Origin of the sequence: Nostoc cf. commune SO-36 (genome assembly GCF_023734775.1) — a bacterium.
Classification (GTDB): domain Bacteria; phylum Cyanobacteriota; class Cyanobacteriia; order Cyanobacteriales; family Nostocaceae; genus Nostoc; species Nostoc commune_A.
On the sequence record NZ_AP025732.1, the window covers coordinates 3,940,279 to 3,964,064 of the forward strand.

Sequence of the window (23,786 nt, forward strand, 5' to 3'; positions counted from 1 at the left end):
GTTTTTCTCTACTCGTATGAAACCACCCTGCCCTTTTTAATCGGGTTAGGGGGTATTAATAAGTGCCTAAAATAATTGCAAACCACTTTTCCAATAACCTCTTAAATCATTTACCATGACAGAAGAACCCAAGATTAGTTCTGATGAAACTTATGCTCTAGTTGTAGGAATTGAAAAGTATCAACAAGGTGATGATTCGAATCTGGATGGGCCAGCTAGTGATGCAATTAAGTTTGCTGAATGGTTGTTGGCAAAGAAGGTAAAAAAGGAAAATATCTATTTGTTTATCTCTCCCTCAGATAATAATCAAAATTTACTAGAAAACTTCAAAGAAAAGACAAAGTTAACTTCTCAGCCTGCAAATCGAGAAAATATCACTAACGCTATTGACCGTTTGCTCAAGGAAGATGTATCTGGTCAATTACTGTATGTATTCTGGGGAGGGCATGGTTCTATAACTAAATCAGAGGATACAAAACGTCTACTGTGGTTTAGTGATACTGATTATACGAACTGCAAAAGCCTAGATTTTTTTTCGCTGCTAGAAGCACTGAAAAACTCTCCGATTAGGTTTGGTTTCAGCCAACAAGTCTACTTGCTCGATACTTGTGCAAGCCGTCTGTATAACCAGGATGTACATCTGCCTACAATTAATTGGATAAAGAAGAGTAGTCAATCCGGTTCAAGCAGTTCCCAATCAGGAAATCATGCACAATTTGTATTATTTGCATCGGCAGAGTATGAGGTAGCAGAGAATCACGCTGGTAGTGGTGTTTTTTCCCAAGCGGTGATGGAGGAGTTAAATAAACTACCAGCAGATTGTTTATTACCTGAGATGATGGCATTGACTCAAGCAGTTGAAGAAAAGTTAAAGGCTGCTGGTAAACCGGAACCAGTTTATAAGCGATTCTGGAATGGCAGTGTAGAAGTAAGTGAAAAAGTATTTTATCTACCGCCGCGAAAGATAGACTGGCACAAAGTTTGCTGTGAAATTTTGGTGGAACAACGGCAGCAACTCACCACTAATGCCTTGACATTATCTCAAGGGATAACGCTGCGAGTTGAAGATGTTTATGTACCCTTGGGATTAGTCGAGCGCGAAGAACGATCTAAACGTCAGGATGATGTTTCTCCTGAGAAAGGTTCAGACCTTTTCAAAGAGACAGAAATTACTAAAACATTTGAGAATCATGTTTTTCTTGAAGAGGTTATAAAACAGAAGGAAACCCCTAAAAGTCAAGGTAAACGTATCGCAATTATTGGTGAACCAGGTGCAGGAAAGACAACACTTTTACAGCAGATTGCTGATTGCATATCTCGTGAGATTGACCAGTCAATTGTCATTTGGGTATCTTTAGCAGATTTGCAAGAGCAGCAACTGGAAACTTATTTATTTAAAGTTTGGTTAACTGCTGCGGTTAACAGACAAGGGAAGATGGAAGCCACTCAGCAGATGGAAAAGGATTTTGCGGCTCAGTTTATACAAGGTCGGGTATGCTTGCTGCTGGATGGATTAGATGAAATGTCTGTATCTTCAGGCAATCCCTTAACAGAAATTGCGCGGCAAATTCGTAATGGAGGGTATATTTCTCAAGCGCGAATTGTGCTTACTTGTCGAGTTAATTTGTGGGATCACAGCCCTAATGAGCTTTTTAATTTTGATATCTATCGCACCTTGAATTTTTCTTATCCAGAGCAGGTAGAGATGTTTATTAATCGTTGGTTCTCTCCTATAATACCAGAAGGAAATAGAGAACGAGGGCAAAGGTTACAGCACTTCCCGCTATGCAATACAGTTTTTCTCCTTTCCCCTCTTTTAGTATATCTTTCAGCTTGGAGGTACATCCTCAAAGCTGCCGGAAGTGCTGTATGCACTGCACTCAAAGAACCAGGTAAAGAGCGGATTCAGGATTTGGTGAAAAATCCTCTACGACTGACCCTATTATGTTTGACTTGGGATAAGTGGCAAGAAAATGGGGGACTACCAGACACGACAGCAGAACTGTATAAGAGTTTTGTAGATTATTTCTATAAATACAAATTTTCAATCAAGGAAAAACAACAAGAATCTCTGAATCAAGCATTGGGAGAATTATCCCAGTGGGCAATCAATCAACCAGCATCTCGGTTTCGCATTCGACTGGATGAAATTCCTCAAGCAATTAAGCAAAAATTAGGCTATAAAGATGATGAAAATACCCCATTGGGATTAGCCATAAAGTTAGGTTGGCTAAACAATGTGGGGAGAGCTAAAGAGAATCCTAATTTTGATGTTTACTCTTTCTTTCATGCTTCATTTCAAGAATACTTTGCTGCCACAGCCATTAATGATTGGCAATTCTTTCTCCAACACAACCCCAAAAATCCCATTCAAGGAATTTATCACATCTTTACACCGCAATGGAGGCAAACAATATTACTGTGGTTAGGGACTTGCAAGAAAATAAAATACCAGCCATTCTAGAAGAGAAGAAGCGGTGAACTGTCCGCGCCTAGTTTAAATATCTAGAATGGGAATCCCTCAATTCATGCTCACCGACACCATCAAATCGACCTTTAAAGATGCAGCACAGAAACTGACTAGCAATCGCAAACGAGATTTCATGGCAAAAGTTACCGAAGATTACTTCGATAGTTCAGCACGCATTGCAGAAACCGTTATGGGATGGAATCGCCAGAGTGTGCAACTCGGCTTGCATGAAAGGCGGACGGGGATAGTCTGTGTAGAGAATTATCAGGCAAGGGGACGACACAATAGTATTGAGGTATTGCCCAACTTAGAAGCAGATATTCGTTCATTGGTGGATGCTCAAGCTCAAGCCGACCCTAAATTTCAATCGACCTTTCTGTATGCCCGCATTAGTGCCAGAGCAGTAAGAGAAGCATTAGTAAGTGTTCATGGCTATAACGAGAGCGAATTGCCATCTCGTCAAACTTGTGGAGAAATTCTCAATCGCTTAGGGTATCGCCTAAAAAAACACAAAAAACGAAACCCTTGAAAAAGATTCCGCAAACTGATGCCATTTTCGAGAATGTGTTCCGGGAGAATCAGGCATCAGATGAAAACCCCAAATCGTTGCGAGTGTCTATAGATACTAAAGCTAAGGTGAAGATTGGCAACCTTTCTAGAGGCGGTAAAGCTCGGACAATGGAGGCGAAAGCTGCTGATGACCACGATACACAGTGGTCATCAGTCTTAGTTCCCTTTGGCATTCTCAATACACATAATGACCAGCTATCGATTTACTTGGGTCAGTCGGCGGAAACCAGTGATTTTATCGTCGATTGTTTAACCGCTTGGTGGCATGAGAATCAACACAATTACCTGGAACTTGATGAGTGGGTGATTGATCTTGATGGCGGTGCCGCTACTCGCAGTAACCGCACACAATTTATCAAACGCATGGTTGAGTTGTCTTGTGCAATTAATTTAAAAATTCGACTGATTTATTATCCCCCTTACCATAGCAAGTACAATCCAATAGAGCGGTGTTGGGCTGCCTTGGAGAACTATTGGAATGGTGCGATTTTAGATTCTGTTGCCGCCGCAGCACAATGGGCCGCCAATATGACTTGGAAAGGAATTGCTCCCATTGTACATCTGGTTCAAACCACATATCACAAAGGAATCAAGGTTCTCTCGCAAGAGTTAGAACAATACCAACCCCAATGGCAGCGTTCTGAAACATTACCCAAATGGGATATTACTATTGTCCCTGTTTAGCTGGTACTTTATTTTCTTGCAAGTCCCTTAGGGCGACGAGAAGAGAACTTAAAACAACAAAAGCAAGAGTTTATTAATGCTTTGGTAAACTTTCAAGATGGATGTGGCAAATGGGAGAGAGAAAATGTAGACAAAGGCTTTTATGAGTATCAATCCTATTTTTTAGCTGCGGCGGTAATTGCGGAGTTTAAAGATTGTTCTCAGGCAGATGAAATCGCAACGCAAATTGTCAAGTGGGGCTTTGGTTATCCACCAGAAAAACAGAAGTGGGTGAAATTTATTAAGCCAATTGAAGATACAGCTCAGTTAGCACTGCAACAAACAGAACGCACAAAAGCGATCGCAGCCTTGGTACAACTGCTACAATTTCCAAATCTTGATAATGACACCCGTCACCAGGCAGCAGAAAGCTTAGGGACTATCGGCACAGGTAATGAAAAAGCGATCGCTGCTTTGGTGCAACTATTAAATCATGTGTATGTGTACACCCGTCACCAGGCAGCAAAAAGCTTAAGAACAATCGGCACAGGTAATGAATTTGCGATCGCTGCCTTGGTGGCAGCGCTGCAATCAACAACTGAGGATGACTTCATCCGTAGGGTGGCAGCAGAAAGCTTAGGGACTATTGGCACAGGTAATGAATTTGCGATCGCTCCCTTGGTGGCAGTGCTGCAATCAACAACTGTGGATGACTTCACCCGTAGGCTGGCAGCAGAAAGCTTAAAGACAATCCACCCAGCTGCCTTGGTGGAACTGCCACAATCGACTGATGTGAGTGACAAGCGTTGGGCAGCAGCAAAAATACCAGGGAGAATGGAGACATTCAAAAAAGTGTATCCCAGGATCATGGAAACAGTCAGCTCAGCAGCTCTGGATCAGCAGTTGCGTATGATGGCAGCAGGATGGTTAGAAACAAGCGACCCAACCGCCTTGGTGGCACTGCTACAATCAACTGATAATAAATATCGGCTTTGGGCGGTAGTAGAAAAATTAGGAACCATCGGCACAGGCGATGAATTTGTGATCGCTGCCTTGGTGGAACTGCTGCAATCAACAACTGTCGATGACTTCACCCGTAGGCTGGCAGCAGAAAGCTTAGTGAAAATCGGCACAGGCAATGAATTTGCGATCGCTGCCTTGGTGGAACTGCTGCAATCAACAACTGTGGATGACAAAACCCATAGTCAGGCAGCAGAAAGCTTAGGGAAAATTGTACAAGACAATAAGGATCGGTCTTTGGTTGTAAAAGGTTTAAAGGATTATTTGCAATTTGATAACAACTACAATTTGATCTGGAAATGTTCTCAAAATATGGCTTATCCCGATTTCTATCAAGCTTGGCATCAAGGAAAGAATGATGAAGAAGTCGGTGTTAACCAGCCTAACTTACTCCAATGTTTGCAAGCTGCGATTGATAATGACGCTCAACTCAGCCAAAGCATTCACTTAATCTGTATCGACACCAATAAATTCATAGATCCAGATAACCCAGCTAGCAAAATTTACACTAAAATCGTCAAAGCTGGCTGTCCTAAATGCGAAGATGGTACGCCGAAAACAATGGCGGACTTCCAATCCTATTGGGAATTGCTAGATACTGACAAGTGCGTGGTTTTAGTATTTCACTCAGGCTCAACGAATACTACAGGTGGGGTGACATACAGCGATGTGTTTCTTAACGCCATTAGTAAATTTGAGGGGGCGATTTGTTTTATTAGCGACTCTGTACTAACCTACAACACCCTGAAAGTCTTTGCCCCCAGTCAATCAATTGATGAGATTTTAGAATGGTTACGCAAAGGGCGCTGAACTTTGCTCAATCAGATGATAGTACTGTTATATTTGGCAATCGCCTGACCCATCCTTTCACTTTTCAATAGCTTTAAAAGCTGTAGTGCTTATTCGGCATAGCTTAGAACTTTTCTTAGTGCCATTCCATTCAGGAGAACAAGTATCCGATAAAGTTATTTTGTTAAGTGCCTTGCTTGCTAATGGTATTAATTTAGGTTTAATCCAGATGGCGGACGCAATTAAAGGAATGTCCTTATTGGTAAAATTAATAAAGATTTAAAAAAGTCAGGAAGATCCGCCCAAGCTGGGGTATCTCGCGGCAAGAAAGATGAAGATTAAAAAAAAAGAAATATCCTACGCCAATCACTAACGGTTTTCCGCTACAGTGGACGGGCTGTAAGCTTAGTATGGACTACTAGCCGATCGCTTACTATTCTTCTGGCGAGTTTAACAATAGTTGCTGGTCTTTTACCGGCGGCGATATCCTACATCAGTAAGTTAATTGTGGATGCAGTGGTATTTGCCTCTCAAGTTAACTCAGAAAGTAATGGTTTTGTCAATATTTATCCTTCCCTATCTTATGTAGGATTAGAAGCGATCGCTGTAATTCTACTAGCAGGTGGTCAACGCGGAATCATCATTTGTCAATCGTTATTGCGGGCGCTACTGGGTCAGCGAGTGAATGTACTCATCTTAGAAAAGGCGCTGACACTGGATCTCAGACAGTTTGAAGACTCGGAATTTTATGACAAATTGACCAATGCGCGACGAGAAGCATCTGTTCGTCCCCTTTCCTTAGTAAACCGTACCTTTGGGTTAGTGCAAAATGCCCTTTCCCTGTTCACCTACGGTATTTTGTTAGTAAATTTCTCAGTTTGGGCAGTGCTAATGCTAGTTTTGGCTGCCATACCTGTATTTATAGCCGAAACCAAGTTTGCTGGGGAAGGCTTTCGCTTGTTTAGTTGGCGTGCGGCAGAAACTCGTCAACAGCATTACTTAGAAAATCTGCTAGCAAGAGAAGATTTTGTCACAGAAGTCAAACTCTACCAGTTGGGAGACATGTTGCTAGGACGTTATCGCAACCTGTTTGAACAACTCTATGGCGAAGACCGCGATTTGACTCTCCGGCGAGGAGTGTGGGGCTATCTTCTGGGTTTAGTTAGTACAGGTGCTTTTTACCTAGCTTATGCTTGGATTGTGCTGGAAACAGTGCGAGGTAAGATTTCCTTGGGAGATATGACAATGTATCTTACCGTGTTTCGCCAAGGACAATCTACTTTTTCTAATGCCCTCACTTCTATTGGAGGGATGTATGAAGACAACCTATATCTATCAAATCTTTATGATTTTCTGGAAAAAGAAGTACCAAAGTCTTGGGGTAAGGCAACCATTGGTTTAAATCCTCAAGATGGTATTCGTTTCGAGAACGTGTCATTTACTTATCCAGGAAGTTCCAAGCCAGCGTTGGCAAACATTTCGCTGCATTTGAAACCCAGAGAAAAACTGGCAATTGTCGGTGAAAACGGTTCCGGTAAAACTACCTTAATCAAACTACTTACCCGACTCTACACCCCTGACTCTGGGCGAATTTTCTTAGATGGCTTGGACTTGCAAGAATGGGATGTTGATGTATTGCGGCGTCGGATTGGTGTGATTTTTCAGAACTTTGTCCGCTACCAATTTACTGTGGGTGAGAATATTGGTGTGGGTGATGTAGAACATCTCGAAAATAAAACCCGTTGGCGAACTGCTGCTGAAAAAGGCATGGCGCAATCCTTTATTGACCAATTACCCCAAAGCTTCCAGACTCAACTTGGTCGTTGGTTTAAGGGAGGACAGGAACTTTCTGGGGGACAGTGGCAGAAAATTGCTCTCTCTCGTGCTTTTATGCGATCGCAAGCAGATATCTTGGTGTTAGATGAACCAACATCAGCAATAGATGCCCAAGCCGAGTTTGAGATTTTCAATCATTTTCGCACTGTTACTCAAAATCAGATGGTACTTTTGATTTCCCATCGCTTCTCAACGGTACGAATGGCTGACAAAATTCTAGTTATAGAAAACGGGGAAGTTATAGAACAAGGAACTCACGAAGAATTATTAAAGATAGGAGGACGTTATGCCAAGCTGTTTCTATTACAAGCAGCCGGTTATCAATAGGAAAAGAAGCTAGTAATCTTTGTGAATTGAGATAGCGATGCCTACGGTGGACTGCGCCTACGCTGACTTTTTACAAAGCACATAACATCTCTATCTAACCACGTTAAACTGTTCAGTAAATATGGGTCACTAGACACTCCGTATCGTTAAACATTGCTACTTGATAAAATTATGCAAATCACAAAACAGCGATACTATACCCCAGAGGAATATTTAGAGCTAGAAGAAGCTGCTGACTACAAAAGTGAATACATTGATGGGCAAATAATTCCTATGGCGGGTGGAACAATAAATCACAATCGTATAGCTGGTAATTTCTATGCTGTGTTAAACTTCGCGTTCAGACAACAAGAATACGAAGTGTTTAATAGCGATATGCGTCTGTGGATACACCAAAAACGTATCTACACGTATCCAGATGTGACAGTAATAGCCGGTGAACCAGAATTTTTCAACAACCGTACAGATATTATTACAAATCCCCAACTTATTGTTGAGGTTTTGTCTAAATCTACTAAAAACTACGATAGCGAAGACAAGTTTCAGGCTTACCGAAGTATTTCTACTTTCCAAGAATATCTATTAATTGACCAAACACGAATTCATGTAGATCAATTTTCTAAAACCGGGAAAAAGCAATGGACGCTTCGTGAATATGATGAAGAAGATGAAGCGATCGCACTTGTAACCGTACCCTTTGAGATTTCTCTACAAGATTTGTACAAAAAGGTGAAGTTTGAGCCTGTTGAGTCGGAAGGGGAAAGTGCTGATGTTGAGGGATTGGGGTGAAAAAATTGATTACCCCTAAGACTAAAAATCAGTTTGACGCCACAAGAAGTTTAGGGGAAGTATCTAGCTTAAACTCTGCTTGTATAAGATGTGAAATCTTATTAACTCTTTCAGGTAGAGCAAAAGACATAAGAGTATTGAGTGTAGTTTTTCCAATTCCTCCAGTCTTAGGTTCTGGATGACCTATCTTACATAGAATATTATAAAGTTTTATTGAAGGACGAGAGTGAACGTTGAAAGTTAATCTATCTTGATTTGCAAAACTTATGTACCAATCGTAGTCTGCCATAGTATTTAGCTTAATATCTTCGTTTCCACCCAAAAATTCAGTATGTTCAATATTTGGTTTAAATAATTCTCTTAATTCCTCCATTCCATCATCCCAATTCAACTCCTCTGCTGAAAAAAGAAATTCAGAATCAACTTGCTTAACTTTTTTCTGAAATTCATACCCTTTGCAAAGACTTCGATTCAAAAAGGCATACTGGTAGAGTATTTCGGGCATTTCTACTCCAAGAGTATATAAACTGCGTCCCTCGCAGAATGCGCGAGCCTCATCACGCAGTTGATTTATTAGTAGACCAATATCTTTAGTAGCAAAATTTGTGTAATCTCCTCCTTTTGCTTCAAAGGCATCAGCTTTTGCTCTGACACTAAAGGCAAGAGCTACCATTAGTGGTAATCTTTCCGGTTTCCCTATGTCAATACGATTAAGCTGAGTTCGCAGCCAAGCTTCTAAATCCTCGGCTCTTTCAATAAGTTGATCTGCTTCTAGTAATTCAGGCAGTATATAGGTAAATCGTTCATAGGCTTTGAGTAGTTTAAAGGTTCTAGTCTCAAACTCTTCTCTACGCCTACGAGCTTCTAAATCTTTAACTTCTTCTAGAATGTTTTGAAAACCTGTACGCATCTCCTCACGGAGAATATTCATTTGCTGTGCTAAGTTAGACTGATTACAAACTAATAACTCAAGAGTGCGGTGTTGAACAGTAAGGGCATTTTGAATACTGTTAAAACAAGTCTGAATCTGTTCCTGATTTCTGTCTAATTTATCTGAGACTCCTTTAACTTGTTCATGATTTTTATCTAACTTCTCAACACATGATTGAATCTGATCTTGATTCCGGTCTAACTTCTTTTTGACCTTGTGAAGTTGGACAGAATTGTAAATGCCTACACCAAGATTGAGTATATTTATTCCCAGATTAGCAATGCTAAACATATCAATAGCTGGTCTAACGGATTGAATTGTCTCTCCACTCACGGTATGGCGGGTACACCAAGTACCTGCCTTACCTTCAACTACCTCGTAATCTGAAGCGTTTCCTCCCTTAAATAAATGTGGGTCTGGTCGCTGAGTAAATGAATTAACCATAGTTGTTGCAAAATAGACTTAATCTCAGTATTCCCAGCAATATCCTTGATGTATCACTTCTTTTATACAAAAGAGCGATCGCCCTACTTGTGCAGAGTATCTTAAAAATATTTAAACCACTTTTAATGGTTTCTGAGGAAAAGTAATTGGCTCTGGCAAAAGTTTTCCTTGCTCTCCATACCATTCAATCAAAGACTCAATAACTTCCTGTCCGTGTTTAGCGGCTTCTTCATAACTCTCACCATGAGTGTGGAATTGCTGCCAAGGGAATTTCGGCAAGTGTACTAAGTAGCAATTATCCTCATCTGACCATTGAATTACCATACTGTAGCGATCGCTCATTATCCTCCTCTATATAGTGGACAATGTATACACAAGGAAATATACATTCCTTCTTGTAGCTGTGTGCCGTTAACCGTGTGCTGCTAATTGCTGGTGTCGAAAACTAAATAGTCAATTATCAAACCAGCCCCATAGACACCCGTTTTTTTGTTAGTATTCAAAAAAACCTATTGACACATTTGTCAGATCAATTGTTTGTTATTTGTAAGTAAATGTAAACAATTGTTTCAAAAGGAAGAAAGCACCTGAGGTTTAATGACTGATTATTTCCAAGGAAATTTCCCATTACAATCTGTCCCACTGACGAAAAGTGTGGTAGAAAGCCATGCTCAAACCGATGAGGCCAGTGGAAAATTAGCTGCAACGATAGCAGAAGCGGCATCAGATCGCAAAGCAGGTGAGATTTTATTGCTCAAAGTGGCAGAGGTATCTTACCTGGCTGATTACTTTGTGATGATGACAGGCTATTCTAAGGTACAGGTCAGGGCGATCGCTCAAGCAATTGAAGGAAAAGTCGAAACTGAACTGCAACGCCGTCCCTTAAGGACAGAAGGAAAAATCGAGGGAAGTTGGGTACTACAAGACTACGGTGATGTGATCGTTCACATCATGATGCCCAAAGAACGAGAGTTTTATAATTTAGAAGCGTTCTGGATTCATGCAGAGCGTATTTCCCTTCCAGAATCTGATGAGGGTGAGGGTAAGCCAACATGATTAGGTCTTCGGTTTCAAACTGCCCAGTTCCTACAGACCAACAACCACTCAATGAGTACGAAGAGTTAAAATCTTCCTGGCTGTTCCGTGATGCCACTTTAGATTGGCGTAAGTATATCACGAAACTTGCTTGGATTTGGGGTTTATCTTGGCTCATTGCAGGGCCTATTGCTGCGGCAAGTTTTCCCCCTCACAAGTATATTGCACATTTTATGCTCTGTGGTGGAGCAGGAGCCAGTGTCGGCTTAGTGCTGATACTGGTAAGATTGTACTTAGGCTGGTTCTACGTGTGCGATCGCCTTTGCAGTCCCACAGTATTTTATGAAGAGTCAGGCTGGTACGACGGCCAAACTTGGACAAAGCCACAAGAAGTTCTCAACCGCGATCGCTTAATTGTCTCATACGAAATCAAACCAATTCTGCGGCGGTTACAATTTACCTTCGCTGGCTTGGCGGGAATGTACGTTACTGGTACTATAGTCTGGCATTTGTTTTAAAGAATCATTGGTCATTGGTCATTAGTCATTAGCTAAGGACTAATGATTAATGACCAATGACTAATTAATTAAAAAAGGTGATAAATATAAACCCATGACAATGGGAAAACGAACTCAAGCCGCAGCACTGGAAGTCCGGTTGCTGCGAGAAGGTATTATTGAATCCAGGCATATAGTCCAAGCTGTTGTCTGCGACGAACGAGGACGGGTTCTAACCGTTGCCGGAAATTCTGAAACTGCTGCATTTATCCGTTCAGCCCTCAAACCATTTCAGGCACTTGCTGTCACCACAACAGGTACACTGGAACGCTATCAACTTAGCGATCGCGACTTAGCAATTATCACAAGTTCCCATAAAGGAAGAATAGATCAAGTCCGACAGGTATTTAACATCCTTTGGCGGGCCGATCTTGACCCGACTATACTCCAGTGCCCAATTCCTGAAGGTAAGCAGAATCCTTTAGAATACAACTGCTCTGGAAAACATGCAGGGATGTTAGCTGTTTGTCAGCAACGCCATTGGCCCTTAAATAACTACTTGGATCGCAAGCACCCAATACAGCAGTTAATTTTAGGCAAAGTAGCAGAATTGCTGCGAATGCCAGCAGCAGAATTTATCAGCGCTCATGATGACTGTGGCGCACCAACTTATCTGATGCAACTCGGTCACATGGCATCTTTATATGCACTGTTAGCCTCTAGTACCAACTTAGATATGGAGCGCATTGTCCGGGCTATGACTCATCACCCCGCTATGGTAGCAGGAGATGGAGAATTTGATACGGAACTGATGCGCTTGACTCCAGGAGAATTGGTTAGTAAAACTGGTGCTGAAGGAGTGCAGTGCATTGGTAGACTCGGTGAAGGCTTGGGATTGGCAATCAAAGTCATGGATGGGGCAAAACGAGCAAAATATGCCGTGGCGATTCACTTACTCCAGCAAATGGGTTGGATTAGTCCCAGCGCCGCCGAAAGCCTCTCAGAAAAGTTTGTCACCTTAGGAAAATACAAGCGTTTAGAAGTAATTGGAGAATTATCATTTTTGTAGTTGCCAAACTCTTGACTATAGGTTATGATAAAGAGGTCAAGAGCGACGCGGGATAGAGCAGCCTGGTAGCTCGTCGGGCTCAACGGGCAAATTTAACTATACGCTTATTAGTTAATCTTGCTATGGGCGGTACATAAAGAAACTTATGTGCGTTTATCTGTCAAACTCGGGGAAGCCAATAGCGCGGTAATCCCGAACCAAGCTCCAGAAATGGAGAAGGTGTAGAGACTGGAAGGCAGACACCCTAACGATAATGACGAGGGTGAAGGGACAGTCCAGACCACAAACTAGCTAATCTAGGCAACGAAAGTTGTAGTTGGTAAGCATAACCCGAAGGTCAGTGGTTCAAATCCACTTCCCGCCACCAAATCAAAGATAAAGCAAAACCTTGTTTTCTTAAAAGATTACAGGGTTTTGTTTTATGCTGATTGTCAGCTACTCAGTTTTACAAATGGACACAAAGCTTAAGGGAGACATAGCAGAGCAAGCTGCTGTTCTTCATGCCTTAAAGCGTGGTTGGGGAGTTTTAAAACCTTTTGGTGATCGACTACCTTACGATCTAGCATTTGATGTAGAGGGAACTCTAATTAAAATCCAAGTCAAATATGCTTGGTTGGATGAGCCTTCGGGCAATTATGTTGTAGATAATCGCCGTACTAAAACCAATCGGCGGCTGATGCTTCGAGAAGCATATAAAATATCAGACTTTGATTTTGCCTTAGTATATATAGAAAAACTTGACCTGTTCTATGTCTTTCCCGTAGATGTGTTCATAGATTATGGAAGCGAAGTACACCTTGTTGAGGCTGAAAAACGACAGAGGAAACCTCGTTCTGCACAATATCGAGAAGCTTGGGAGTTAATTTTACAGGCATCGGTAGCTAAAGAAAGTTGTGTTAGATCGCCTGTTCAACTCGGAGAAGCAGGTTTTTGATCTATTCTGGAAGAAATAGCCATCAAAAGGGCGCGAAGAATCATGGTTGTGAAGTTGCAGCGACCAATTTTAGTGGGAGGATTGGGACTGTCCTTTTCTCTGTGGATGTTACAAAGTTGGCACGATTCGATAGTGCAGGTGAGTGAGTTTGGTTTGTTGAGTGCCTTAGCTGTAGGCGGTGGTTTGTGGTTATTTCAAAAAAATCGCCCAAAAAACAGTTTAGAGCAGCTAGATGGTATGGTTGTGGATCGGGCGACTGTAGAAAGTGCGATCGCTAAAACTGAAACTGTAATTAACCAACTGGCACAAGAATCAGAAAACCATCCGGCGTTACAGACACTTAGAGAAGAAGTTGCCCAATTATTGTTGGAATTAGACAGACAAGAAATTAAAGTGGCTGTGACTGGTGGTAAATCTGTAGGTAAAAGCACTTTAATTGAAGTGCTAAAACAAAATTTAGAGACACGAAATTCGGTGTCTCTAGAAGAAACAGCACCTTTGTTTAGAGAAATGAATGAAAATTCGGATACAGCCATTTTGGCAAAAGTAGCAGAATCTGATTTTGTTCTGTTCCTAACAAACGGTGATTTAACAGATTCAGAATTTCAAACCTTACAGCAGCTAAAAGCAGCAAATCAGCCCACAATCCTGGTTTTCAACAAACAAGACCAGTATTTAGCCGATGAAAGCGCCAGCATCTTGCTGTCATTGAAACATCGGATGCAGGGAAATGTAGTTGCAACTGCGGCTTCTCCCATTGCCATCAAAGTCCGAAAGCATGAAGCTGATGGTTCTATGCAAGAGTGGATGGAACAACCGGCAGCAGATATACAGCAGTTGACGCAGCAGTTGGGTGAATTGCTACAGCAAGGACAACGGCTAGTTTGGGTAACTACGATGAGGAAAGCCGGCTTGTTGAAAGCTGAGGCAAAAAACTGGCTGAATGTAACCAGACGCGATGGCGCCACCCCAATTATTGAACAATATCAATGGATAGCTGCTGCTGCTGCCTTTGCTAACCCAGTCCCAGCACTTGATATTCTGGCGACTGCGGCAATTAATGCTCAAATGGTAATGGATTTGGGTAATATCTATCAGCAGAAATTTTCCCTAGAACAGGCACAAACCATAGCTGGAACAATGGGAAGTTTGATGCTGAAACTCGGTTTAGTTGAACTTTCTACAAAGGCGATAAGTACTGTTCTGAAAAGTAATGCCCTTACCTTTGTTGCTGGTGGCGTAGTGCAGGGAGTAAGTGCAGCTTATCTAACTAGAGTCGCAGGGTTAAGTCTAATTGAGTATTTCCAACAACAGGAAATAGCAATAGATTCTGGGAATGGTTTGAATTTGGAGAATTTGCGGCAAACTTTGCAAAAGGTATTTCAGCAAAATCAGCAGATTGGTTTTTTGCAGGGGTTTGTCAAGCAAGGTATGAAGCGTTTATTGCCAGAAGCGCAGCAGGTTGAAGTAGTTGGTGTTCAGAAGGCTATGGGATAATCTCATACAGAGGATTACCAAATTTTGGATTTTGGATTGAGTGATTCAAAATCCAAAATTAAAACTTGGTTTGAAGCTGCCAATTTTAACTGGGGATCAAAAATAAACATCTTTGTTTCCAGAAAGATGATTAATCAATGTGGTTAATCCAAAATCGAAACTTGGGTGATTCTGTAAGTAAAACTAAAATTTACCCAAGCCTAAAATAGGCTTGGGTGTATTTAAGAATATGGTGCGAGTTGGAAGTTACCAAAAAATATGTGAATAACGGTAGTTAGCTAAACAGCACCACTGTTTCTATTAAACAGAATAGCTATAGTTTTGAAAATTAGCTTTAAATCGTACACCAAACTCCAATTTTTTTGATACTGCAAATCCAGGCGAATTACATCTTCAAAACTACGGACTGTAGAACGTCCGTTTACTTGCCATTCGCCAGTCATACCGGGTTTGACATCTAAACGTTGCCATTCTGGTACTTCGTAGCGTTCTACTTCATCGGGTGTGGGTGGTCGAGTTCCGACTAAACTCATCTCTCCTTTGAGGACATTCCAAAATTGAGGTAACTCATCAAGACTAGTACGCCGTAAAAAGCGCCCGATCTTGGTAATTCTGGGGTCATTCTCATTTTTGAAAAATGCGCCTTGCACTTGGTTTTTAACTTGGGATTTCTTCGCTTCCGCATCCACACACATAGAGCGGAATTTCCAAATCTTAAACCGTTTCCCCATCCAACCACAACGGATTTGGCTAAAGAAAATGGGGCCGGGATCATTAATTTGAATAGCGATCGCAACCGGAATAAATAAAATTCCTGTAATTAATAAACCGACTATTGATCCCACAATGTCCAATAACCGTTTCATCCAAGATGCCACAGAAGGGTGAGTAGTAGGTAAATGCTCGACTTTACGAGAAGTTGTCTTCCGATTATCTACTAATTCTTCTTGTTCTATTAACGACCCATCCTCCACAGACTCTAAGGGAAAAACCTGATCCAATCCGGTGAGTTTTAGAACTGCCATTACTTGAGGTGTTACATTCCGCAGTGTTAATGTAATCTCATTTGTCTGAGCATATTTAAAATTACTGACTAAAGCACCTAAACCACTACTATCCATAAAAGTAGTTTGGTGAAAATCAATGATGATTTGCCTGAGATTTGAATTGGGCTGGATTAAGCCTTGGCAGGCTTCCTTAAAGCCTAAAGCCTCCAGCACACTCAAGCGCGTTGGCACCTGCACTATAGCCGTGTCGTTTAGGGAATTAACTGGAAAATCGACCTCTGTCGGTTGGCTAGTCATGAAGCTCTGCACTTTCGTTGCCATGTATAATGTAATATGCTAAAGATTATTTTGTCCTAGAAAATTACTTAACCTAAATATTGGAATCAGTAGTAATAAGGACTAATCATTATTTACCGGGGCTGAGATTGGAGATCGCTAGCGACGATTCACAATAGAATAAGAAGCCAAAAAACATCCTTTCTGTTGTGCCGACGCAGCGCGATCGCGTTGCTCTCATCAAATGATTGCTAAAAATACGGTTACACCTACCGCACGCCTGATTGAGGTCTTTTCTGCCATTCAAGGAGAAGGGCTGAATGTAGGAACACGCCAGATATTTATTCGTTTTGCTTTGTGTGATTTGCGCTGTAACTTTTGTGATAGTGCCCATACGTGGAATGCACCCGCTACTTGTCGGATAGAGCGATCGCCTGGATTGCGCGATTTTGAAATTCACTCTAACCCTGTCTCATTACCTATATTACTAGAATGGGTGGAACAGCAAAATCTACCTTGTCTACACGATAGCATTAGCTTAACAGGAGGCGAACCACTTCTTCATGCCCCATTTTTAATGCAGTTTCTACCCCAAGTGCGAACCATAACTGGTCTACCTATATACTTAGAGACTGGTGGACATCGCTCAGAACAACTAGCGATGATTCTCCCTTACTTAGACTCTGTGGGCATGGATTTCAAATTGCCCAGTGTTAGCGGCGAAAGTCATTGGCAAGAACATAGTAAATGTCTCCAGTTATGTCATGACTCATATTTAAATGTTTTTGTCAAGATAATTGTGTCTCAAAACACAGATCCCGCCGAGTTAGAACGTTCAGCTTCGTTGGTGGCAGAGGTTAGTCCAGATATCTCAGTATTTTTACAACCTGTTACGCCTTTGCCAGTATCAGAACAGTTTACCTCAATACCTATGCTTGCACCTTCGAGCGATCAAGTTTTGATGTGGCAAGCTTTGATGAAGGGGTTTCTCAAATATGTGCGTGTGATACCCCAGACCCATAAAATGATAAACCAACTGTAAAATTTGACTTTGATAAAGATGTAGTCAAGAAAAAAGTAAGATTTTGTGAAATCGTAAAGCGTGGGTTCCTCCTGCCTCTTGAGACTCCAAAATTCTTGTCTATTGTCGTCAAAGACAAAAATAGTTTAAATAATTAGCCCGCATAAGCGGGCTAATTATTTTATGGGCAATTAGTTGGACGTAATATCAATTACCTAAAACTAAAACACTTCGAGGAAGCTTTAGCTTTATTTAAGCCTCGACTTTTACACCCTTCCAGAATGCCACATAGCCTTCAATATTTTTAGCCTTCTCCTTAGCGTTGGGATAATACCAAGCAGCATCTTTATTGATTTGCCCATCAACTTCAATACTGTAGTAACTAGCGACACCTTTCCAAGGACAAGTGCTGTGGGTGTTACTTTCTGTGAAGTACTGTTTGTTAATGGTGTCAACAGGGAAATAATGGTTGCCTTCTACAACTACAGTATTATCACTCTCAGCTAAAACAGATCCATTCCAAATTGCTTTCGGCATAAATGACTTTGTAAAGAAACTATACACATAACATTTTGACACTATCGGCTTGTTTGTAGTGAATTTATGCAACCTGTGACGCACCTAAAAGAGTTCACAAGCCACGAAAAGGCAATGTGTTGCTGAGATTTGCCTCTAGATATTAATTACAATCACTTTTTCTTATGGATTTGAAAATTAAAAACATTTGCTTCTATCATAAATATTTTCTAGCATATTGGTATGCAAAGTTAATGAGCCATAACTCTATAAAACTTACAAAATTGATAAATTCTGCACCTATTATTGCTGGAGTTAATTCTATGTCTAAAATCATTAGTCTTTACATAGCCAAAAATCAGAGTCGCCCATCAATAAACACAGATGGAAATTTTGACATTTATCCAAACTATCCCACAAATGTCAATTACCTTAAACCTTTTGATACTGCTTTTGTCGCCTATTACATGATGGGGCTTGGTAATTTTGAATAATCTAAGTTACCTCTTTAATTTTGAGTTACAGCCAACACCATTTGGCAATACTAATGATTTATCTAACTAAGTGTAGTTTGCCATGTTCGTAACGAGTTTATGAAATGCTGTACTTTCATCTTAATAAGTTGAACGATAGGGGCGTACATTTGTACGCCCCTATCCATGTATTTGTACCAATTGTTTAGTAAAATAGTTATGACTTATAGTCCTAAAAACCTTGCTTAATGGGGCTTTCCTGATTATCATGCGGATGGGAATGCATTTATTGAGTCAGAGTCTTTGCGTCGTCTACGCTACTCGTATCACCACAGCCAGCTTAGGATAGACTAAAAGTACTTTTTAACAGAAAATGGTAGAAAAAATTACAGCTGTGTTTAATGGCAAAGTGTTCTATCCGGCTGAACCGATCGCACTGCCAATTAATACCCGCGTGCGAATCAGTATTGAAATTTTACCGCCAAGTGAATATGAAACGGTATCATTTCTGCAAACGGCGCGATCGCTAAACCTAGATGGCCCACCTGACTGGTCTGCCAATATAGATAAATATTTGTACAGCAAGTGAATTTTTCATGGATTCTGAAGTCTTTCTTGATACATCATTTGCCATTGCCTTGTCTGCACCGAGCGATCGCTTGCATGACCGAGCCTTATATCTAGCTAAAATATTACAAGCATCAGAAACTCGTTTGGTGACAACACAGGCGGTAATGTTGGAAATTGGCAATGCCTTATCCCAACAACCTTATCGTCAGGCAGCAATCATATTATTAAATTCTTTAGTAGCAGACTCCAAAGTAGAAATTGTTCCCCTCTCACAAGAACTCTACGAGCGTGCTTTCGAGCTATATCGGGAACGAACAGAGAAAGAATGGGGATTTGTCGATTGTGTGTCTTTTATTGTGATGCAATATAGTGGAATAACCGAAGCACTGACTGCTGATGAGCATTTTCAACAAGCAGGCTTTCGAGCATTGCTGCGAGAAAATCTCCCTTAAGGATTGTGCTTTGTGAATGAGGCATTTACAAAGCAAAAATTACAAAGCACGACCCTGACGATTAATATCATTTCATTAAATTTAACTAGTTGGTTTGTCACCAAAAGCCTGTAGAGACGAGAAATTTCGCGTCTCTACAACCAATCAAAATTACTACGACTGCCTTACCTACCTCTAGGCATTTTTATTTGTTAAACTCGGTTAAATTTAATGAATTCTCTCTCTAAGTAATTGTTCTTCTAAAGCCGCAATGCGATTGTATGCTGCTGTTAATTGTGCTGTCAGTCGTTGTATTTGAATTTCTGGTGTTATGTTATCTCCATTTTGACGATGCATATCTAGATAAATGCCATCTATCAAGACGTCCTTGTGTTCCATTTCTGGATTTAAATTGTTACGTCTGAACTGGTAGCCACCAGCCGCGCCATTTTCCTGATAATTATCCTTTGCTTGTGTATTTGCTAAAGAACACTCTGAGAAAGCTTGAGTGACTTTACTATCAAGCTGCTCAATCACTTGGCAGAGGGCATCCAGTTTTTCGCTTAAAGTCAGGATTTGCTTCTGTAATGGCTCCATTTAATACCCTCAACCGTACATTTTCTATATGTTATTCAATTTACTCTCAACCTTAACTATACTTATGGATTATTTAAGTATTGATAATTTTTGGTGCAAATGTGACATTTAAATCATTACTTCTCAATATAAGAAAAATTTAGGCATAAGTAACACTAAGGAAATTTATGGAGATAAATTAATCTTTAGGTAGCAATTTGACCAAAAAATTGCTAATTTGAGCCAAATCTTCAAATTATCGGTATTATCAAGAGAAAATAACGATAATTTACCAACTCCACTTTTTTAGCTAGTCAACCTCTGGTGAATCTCTGCTTAATATTAGGTATAATCAAAAATCTCAAATCCAAAATCAATGGATCGACGGTCTTTTTTACTAGGTACAAGCACACTGGCACTTTCACAACTGCTTTTTGGCTGTGGTGGAAACAACCAGAGACAACTAAAAGTACAGTTATTAAAAGGTTCTATACCTGGTCAGGTAGTTAATCAGTTTCACAAAAGTTTGCAGCAACAGGTGCAGTTAAAGTTTGCACCTGTTGAGCGGATACAAGATTTATTTCAGCAATTACAAAATTGGCAGCAGAAACCAAAAGCCAGTGATGAGAAGGGATGGAGCCGCTTTATACCTTTTAGGCAAGGTCAAAAAATGGCTGATGCAGACCTAGTTACATTGGGAGATTACTGGCTAAAAGCAGCCATTGAGCAAAAATTAATTCAACCACTCCAAGAAGTACAGGGAAACCAATTAAAGCAGTGGTCTGCTTTAGATGAAAGGTGGAAACAACTGGTAACGCGCAACGAACAAGGTAATTTGGATACTCAAGGGAAAGTATGGGGTGCGCCTTACAGGTGGGGTAGCACAATGATTGTTTATAACCGTGACAAATTAGAAAAATTGGGATGGACACCCAAAGACTGGAGTGATTTGTGGCGAGATGGAGTACAACAGCGCATTTCCCTGCTTAATCAACCACGAGAAGTTATTGGTTTGGTTCTAAAAAAGCTAGGAAAATCTTACAATACAGAGAATCTTGACCAAATAGCAGACTTGGCAAAAGAATTACAGACATTAAACCAACAGGTGAAGTTTTACAGTTCCAATCACTACCTGGAACCTCTAATTATGGGAGACACTTGGCTAGCGGTTGGTTGGTCAAGCGATGTGCTGCAAGTTTTAGGACGTTATCCGCAACTTGCCGCAGTTATCCCCCAGTCAGGAACAGCAATCTGGGCAGATATGTGGGTACGTCCCGCAGGGATTACTGCGGGTACTTTATCAGATCAATGGATTGATTTTTGTTGGCAACCAAGCACAGCTAAACAAATTTCGGCGCTGACCAAAAGTAATTCGCCAATTTCTACAAATATTGCCGCTTCCGATATCCAAGAACCATTATGGAGTCTGTTAGAGAGCAATCGCGCAGTTTTCGATAAAAGTGAATTTTTGCTCCCTTTACCGCCATCAACGATAAAACAATACGAGTCTTTATTCGCCAAAATGAAAGTTTAGTTGGGCATTGAAATTTTCCCATCTCCCCAGCCCCTAGGAAGAACGCTGTAACCCTATCTTGTTCTTAATACTCGTTTGGATACTGCATAAAGCTGGACTTGTATTAAAGTTGCAAGTGTAGGTTGCTAAAGGTTCTTTTTGATAGTTAAATACCCGGACGTTGTAACCAAAGTTCCGTGCGGCGCTACCCAAGCGATTTACGAAGTCGTAGCGCTCTACATACTCTAGTAAGCTCCAAAGTTGCTGATTTACGATCAAGTCTACTCGTGCAGGTTCTTTGTTAGAAGCTGGATATGCTATCCAATTATCCAATAGCTTTCTCTCAGAGTTTTGTTGTGCCCACCATAAACTAGGAACGGTTAATTGTACTGGGTTAATGGTGTTAGCTGTAATTACATAGTCTTTTGGCTTGGTTAATAAGTCTAGTTCCAGAGGCGCACTAGAAGGTGACGGTATTGAGGAAGTTTGCGCTAGTGAGGGAGGGACTAATAAAGCTGAGAGGATAATGGTTAGTAGTAATGAAAACGATATACGCCCGCCGCAGGCATCGCACAATTTAGGTATATGCATAGCTGATACTAATTCGTAATTCGTAATGACGCTCGATGACTCGCTAACGCTACGCTAACGTAATTCGTAATTAAGGCACAAGTCAAAATTCGCACAATTTAAAGTTTAATGGCAATGATGCGAATTCTTCGATAATCTGCTGTCCAAGCTCCTTGTTGATACAGCGTCGGCTTAAGATATTCCTCCACGACGCGAATTACTTGTATTTGTTGCTTACCAGAAAGTCCTGCTAAAAAAGCACTGGCGAACATCTGAATCCAGTTTGCCATACCTGCTTCTCCCCCTGCTAAAGGAGTTGGACGAGCAAATAGACAGCTATAGATGACATCAAAGCCTTCTTGTTCTAATAGGCTGGCATATTCACCAATACTAGGGAAATACCAAGGATTTAGGGCTTGTACGGAGATATTAATTGCTTCTAAGGCGTGTTCTAAAGCTGTAGCGATCGCCTTTACATTTCCCTTGCCACCAAATTCTGCCACAAAATGGCCTCCGGGTTTTAGGGATTGATGTATGGAAGCGATCGCGCTATCTGCTTCTTTCACCCAATGCAATACAGCGTTGGAAAATACAGCATCTAATGGTTTATCTACTTGAAAGTTCCTAGCATCAGCAACATCAAAGCGGATATGGGGATAGTTTTCTCTTGCCTTCTCAATCATCGCAGGTGCATAATCAACTCCCATTACTTCAGCCCCAGCTTGGGCAATTTTTTCTGTGAGTTGTCCAGTACCACAACCAAGATCCAAAATAGATTCTCCTGGCTGAGGGTTGAGGAATTTTAGTAAGTCTTCGCCATACTGCCAGACAAAAGCGTGTTTATCTTCGTAAAGCGAAGTGTCCCAATTATTGCTTGTCGAAATATTATTCATAAAATTTTATGGTGTGTAGAGACGTTGTATTGCAACATCTCTACATTAAATTACAGCGATCGCTGGTTTACTTTCTACCAGTCAAGTTATCCAAGAAATCCATTTTCACTGCAAAGTTGATAATATCTTGCCCTGTGATAGAGTTTTTAGCCTCACCATTATTCAGGGCAACAATATACGGCAGACCATCAATCCAATCGATAATGGGGCCACCCGAAGAACCGCCTGCGGTGGCACAATTATGATAAAAATGGTTTGACTCCTCACCAACAATGCTACAACCATCTTCGTAACTCGCAGTGAATCCTTTACCGGCAGTCAAGGATTCATAGCCTTTTTTGCTGGGGTCTGGATAGTCACTAGAGTAACCAACAAAGAATAGTTTTCCTCGCTTCTGTTTAATCAAAGTAGAAGCAGGTAAAGATTTCCATCCTAAATGACCATATTTACGACCCAAGGGTTGATTAATTATCATCAACGCCCAATCATTACTCTGATTCTTGACGTTATCGAAGCCGCCATCCTTGAAGTCTGTGCCATAAAGCACACTTTTTGCAATATTCTCTACTTTGCTCATATCTCCCGGACTCTGGGATTTGCCATTAATGACATTGGGTATAAACCGAAGTTCTTTACTGAGTTGATGAGTCTCAGAGTCAATTACGCAGTGGGCATTTGTCAAAACTATATTACTGGCAACCAGTGTTCCTGTGCAATAATAGCTTTCACCATCGGCTGTTATGCCTTCGACTCGTCCGATAGTTGACCAAGGATAATATCTACTCCGCATAGGAATACGGTTATCTATACCTCTGGGGATACCGCGATCGCGATCATAAGGTTTTTCCGACTGTTCGAGATCAGCCGGTTTAAAGGGTTTACCATCCCCTACCAAATTCAGTTGTTCTGTATTTGGCGATATCTGTGATTCTGTTTGTGCTTGGACTGATATCCAACCACCTAAAGCGGTAAAACCCACAATTCCGGCGATAAAGAAAGCAAGCAGTTGTTTGTAAATAGATAGTTTACGCATTGATTTGACTCCTGAATTTAAAGTGAAAATTTGATA

The 23,786-nt window shown here is 40.9% G+C and carries 22 protein-coding genes and 1 pseudogene; 15 read left to right on the forward strand and 8 right to left on the reverse strand.

Translation table 11 applies throughout. The features are described from left to right. Positions 1-115: 115 nt before the first annotated feature. From ANSO36C_RS17710 to ANSO36C_RS17730, 5 genes and pseudogenes are all read left to right on the forward strand, one after another. Positions 116-2,464: an NACHT domain-containing protein gene (locus ANSO36C_RS17710; protein ID WP_251955612.1), complete on the forward strand. Its 2,349-nt coding sequence runs from the start codon at positions 116-118 to the stop codon at positions 2,462-2,464. 196 nt (positions 2,465-2,660) lie between these two features. Continuing rightward, positions 2,661-3,724: pseudogene (locus tag ANSO36C_RS17715) on the forward strand (ISAzo13 family transposase). A gap of 81 nt (positions 3,725-3,805) precedes the next feature. Next, positions 3,806-5,533 (forward strand): HEAT repeat domain-containing protein, encoded by a 1,728-nt coding sequence (locus ANSO36C_RS17720; protein WP_251955614.1) that lies wholly within the window; start codon positions 3,806-3,808, stop codon positions 5,531-5,533. 333 nt (positions 5,534-5,866) lie between these two features. Further along, on the forward strand, positions 5,867-7,675 hold the full coding sequence (locus ANSO36C_RS17725; protein WP_251960360.1) for an ABC transporter ATP-binding protein: 1,809 nt from the start codon (positions 5,867-5,869) through the stop codon (positions 7,673-7,675). Between the two features lie 171 nt (positions 7,676-7,846). After that, a complete protein-coding gene (locus ANSO36C_RS17730; protein ID WP_251955616.1) occupies positions 7,847-8,464 on the forward strand; it encodes a Uma2 family endonuclease in 618 nt (205 codons plus the stop codon). Positions 8,465-8,492: 28 nt separating this feature from the next. Here ANSO36C_RS17730 and ANSO36C_RS17735 read toward each other — a convergent pair whose 3' ends face one another. Both ANSO36C_RS17735 and ANSO36C_RS17740 read right to left on the reverse strand, forming a co-directional pair. Further along, complete coding sequence (locus ANSO36C_RS17735) at positions 8,493-9,686, reverse strand: hypothetical protein (protein ID WP_251955617.1); 1,194 nt, start codon at positions 9,684-9,686, stop codon at positions 8,493-8,495. A 264-nt stretch (positions 9,687-9,950) separates the two neighbouring features. Beyond that, positions 9,951-10,181: a type II toxin-antitoxin system HicB family antitoxin gene (locus ANSO36C_RS17740; RefSeq protein WP_251955618.1), complete on the reverse strand. Its 231-nt coding sequence runs from the start codon at positions 10,179-10,181 to the stop codon at positions 9,951-9,953. A 255-nt stretch (positions 10,182-10,436) separates the two neighbouring features. On the opposite strand from ANSO36C_RS17740, the gene rsfS reads away from it, so the two are divergent. From rsfS to ANSO36C_RS17765, 5 genes are all read left to right on the forward strand, one after another. Beyond that, on the forward strand, positions 10,437-10,895 hold the full coding sequence (gene rsfS / locus ANSO36C_RS17745; RefSeq protein ID WP_251955619.1) for a ribosome silencing factor: 459 nt from the start codon (positions 10,437-10,439) through the stop codon (positions 10,893-10,895). Next, complete coding sequence (locus tag ANSO36C_RS17750) at positions 10,892-11,392, forward strand: CGLD27 family protein (RefSeq protein ID WP_251955621.1); 501 nt, start codon at positions 10,892-10,894, stop codon at positions 11,390-11,392. The genes rsfS and ANSO36C_RS17750 overlap by 4 nt, the downstream gene beginning before the upstream one ends. 94 nt (positions 11,393-11,486) lie before the next feature. Continuing rightward, positions 11,487-12,440 (forward strand): asparaginase, encoded by a 954-nt coding sequence (locus ANSO36C_RS17755; protein ID WP_251955622.1) that lies wholly within the window; start codon positions 11,487-11,489, stop codon positions 12,438-12,440. A 451-nt stretch (positions 12,441-12,891) separates the two neighbouring features. After that, on the forward strand, positions 12,892-13,374 hold the full coding sequence (locus ANSO36C_RS17760; RefSeq protein WP_251955624.1) for a group I intron-associated PD-(D/E)XK endonuclease: 483 nt from the start codon (positions 12,892-12,894) through the stop codon (positions 13,372-13,374). Between the two features lie 42 nt (positions 13,375-13,416). Continuing rightward, a complete protein-coding gene (locus tag ANSO36C_RS17765) occupies positions 13,417-14,871 on the forward strand; it encodes a YcjF family protein (protein WP_251955626.1) in 1,455 nt (484 codons plus the stop codon). A gap of 278 nt (positions 14,872-15,149) precedes the next feature. On the opposite strand, the gene ANSO36C_RS17770 is transcribed toward ANSO36C_RS17765, so the two are convergent. Then, positions 15,150-16,199, reverse strand: coding sequence for an anti-sigma factor antagonist (locus ANSO36C_RS17770; RefSeq protein WP_251955628.1), 1,050 nt, complete (start codon positions 16,197-16,199; stop codon positions 15,150-15,152). A gap of 199 nt (positions 16,200-16,398) precedes the next feature. On the opposite strand from ANSO36C_RS17770, the gene ANSO36C_RS17775 reads away from it, so the two are divergent. Next, complete coding sequence (locus ANSO36C_RS17775) at positions 16,399-17,196, forward strand: 7-carboxy-7-deazaguanine synthase QueE (RefSeq protein WP_251955629.1); 798 nt, start codon at positions 16,399-16,401, stop codon at positions 17,194-17,196. 231 nt (positions 17,197-17,427) lie between these two features. On the opposite strand, the gene ANSO36C_RS17780 is transcribed toward ANSO36C_RS17775, so the two are convergent. Continuing rightward, the gene (locus ANSO36C_RS17780) at positions 17,428-17,712 is read right to left on the reverse strand and encodes a DUF427 domain-containing protein (protein WP_251955631.1); all 285 of its coding nucleotides are present in this window, start codon (positions 17,710-17,712) and stop codon (positions 17,428-17,430) included. 302 nt (positions 17,713-18,014) lie between these two features. Here ANSO36C_RS17780 and ANSO36C_RS17785 point away from each other — a divergent pair, with 302 nt between their 5' ends. From ANSO36C_RS17785 to ANSO36C_RS17795, 3 genes are all read left to right on the forward strand, one after another. Continuing rightward, positions 18,015-18,185, forward strand: a complete 171-nt coding sequence (locus ANSO36C_RS17785; protein ID WP_251955632.1) for a hypothetical protein — start codon at positions 18,015-18,017, stop codon at positions 18,183-18,185. A gap of 352 nt (positions 18,186-18,537) precedes the next feature. Next, on the forward strand, positions 18,538-18,753 hold the full coding sequence (locus ANSO36C_RS17790; RefSeq protein WP_190941568.1) for a hypothetical protein: 216 nt from the start codon (positions 18,538-18,540) through the stop codon (positions 18,751-18,753). A gap of 7 nt (positions 18,754-18,760) precedes the next feature. After that, a complete protein-coding gene (locus tag ANSO36C_RS17795) occupies positions 18,761-19,186 on the forward strand; it encodes a type II toxin-antitoxin system VapC family toxin (RefSeq protein WP_190941569.1) in 426 nt (141 codons plus the stop codon). A 207-nt stretch (positions 19,187-19,393) separates the two neighbouring features. Here the strand turns inward: ANSO36C_RS17795 and ANSO36C_RS17800 are convergent, their stop codons facing one another. Further along, a complete protein-coding gene (locus ANSO36C_RS17800) occupies positions 19,394-19,762 on the reverse strand; it encodes a hypothetical protein (protein WP_251955633.1) in 369 nt (122 codons plus the stop codon). A gap of 355 nt (positions 19,763-20,117) precedes the next feature. Here ANSO36C_RS17800 and ANSO36C_RS17805 point away from each other — a divergent pair, with 355 nt between their 5' ends. Beyond that, entirely contained in the window at positions 20,118-21,275 is a 1,158-nt protein-coding gene (locus ANSO36C_RS17805) for an extracellular solute-binding protein (protein ID WP_251955635.1), read from the forward strand. Between the two features lie 33 nt (positions 21,276-21,308). On the opposite strand, the gene ANSO36C_RS17810 is transcribed toward ANSO36C_RS17805, so the two are convergent. From ANSO36C_RS17810 to ANSO36C_RS17820, 3 genes are all read right to left on the reverse strand, one after another. Continuing rightward, positions 21,309-21,845 (reverse strand): hypothetical protein, encoded by a 537-nt coding sequence (locus ANSO36C_RS17810; protein WP_251955636.1) that lies wholly within the window; start codon positions 21,843-21,845, stop codon positions 21,309-21,311. A 98-nt stretch (positions 21,846-21,943) separates the two neighbouring features. Beyond that, positions 21,944-22,717: a class I SAM-dependent methyltransferase gene (locus tag ANSO36C_RS17815; RefSeq protein WP_251955637.1), complete on the reverse strand. Its 774-nt coding sequence runs from the start codon at positions 22,715-22,717 to the stop codon at positions 21,944-21,946. A 67-nt stretch (positions 22,718-22,784) separates the two neighbouring features. Next, positions 22,785-23,750: a trypsin-like serine peptidase gene (locus ANSO36C_RS17820; RefSeq protein WP_251955638.1), complete on the reverse strand. Its 966-nt coding sequence runs from the start codon at positions 23,748-23,750 to the stop codon at positions 22,785-22,787. Positions 23,751-23,786 lie beyond the last annotated feature (36 nt).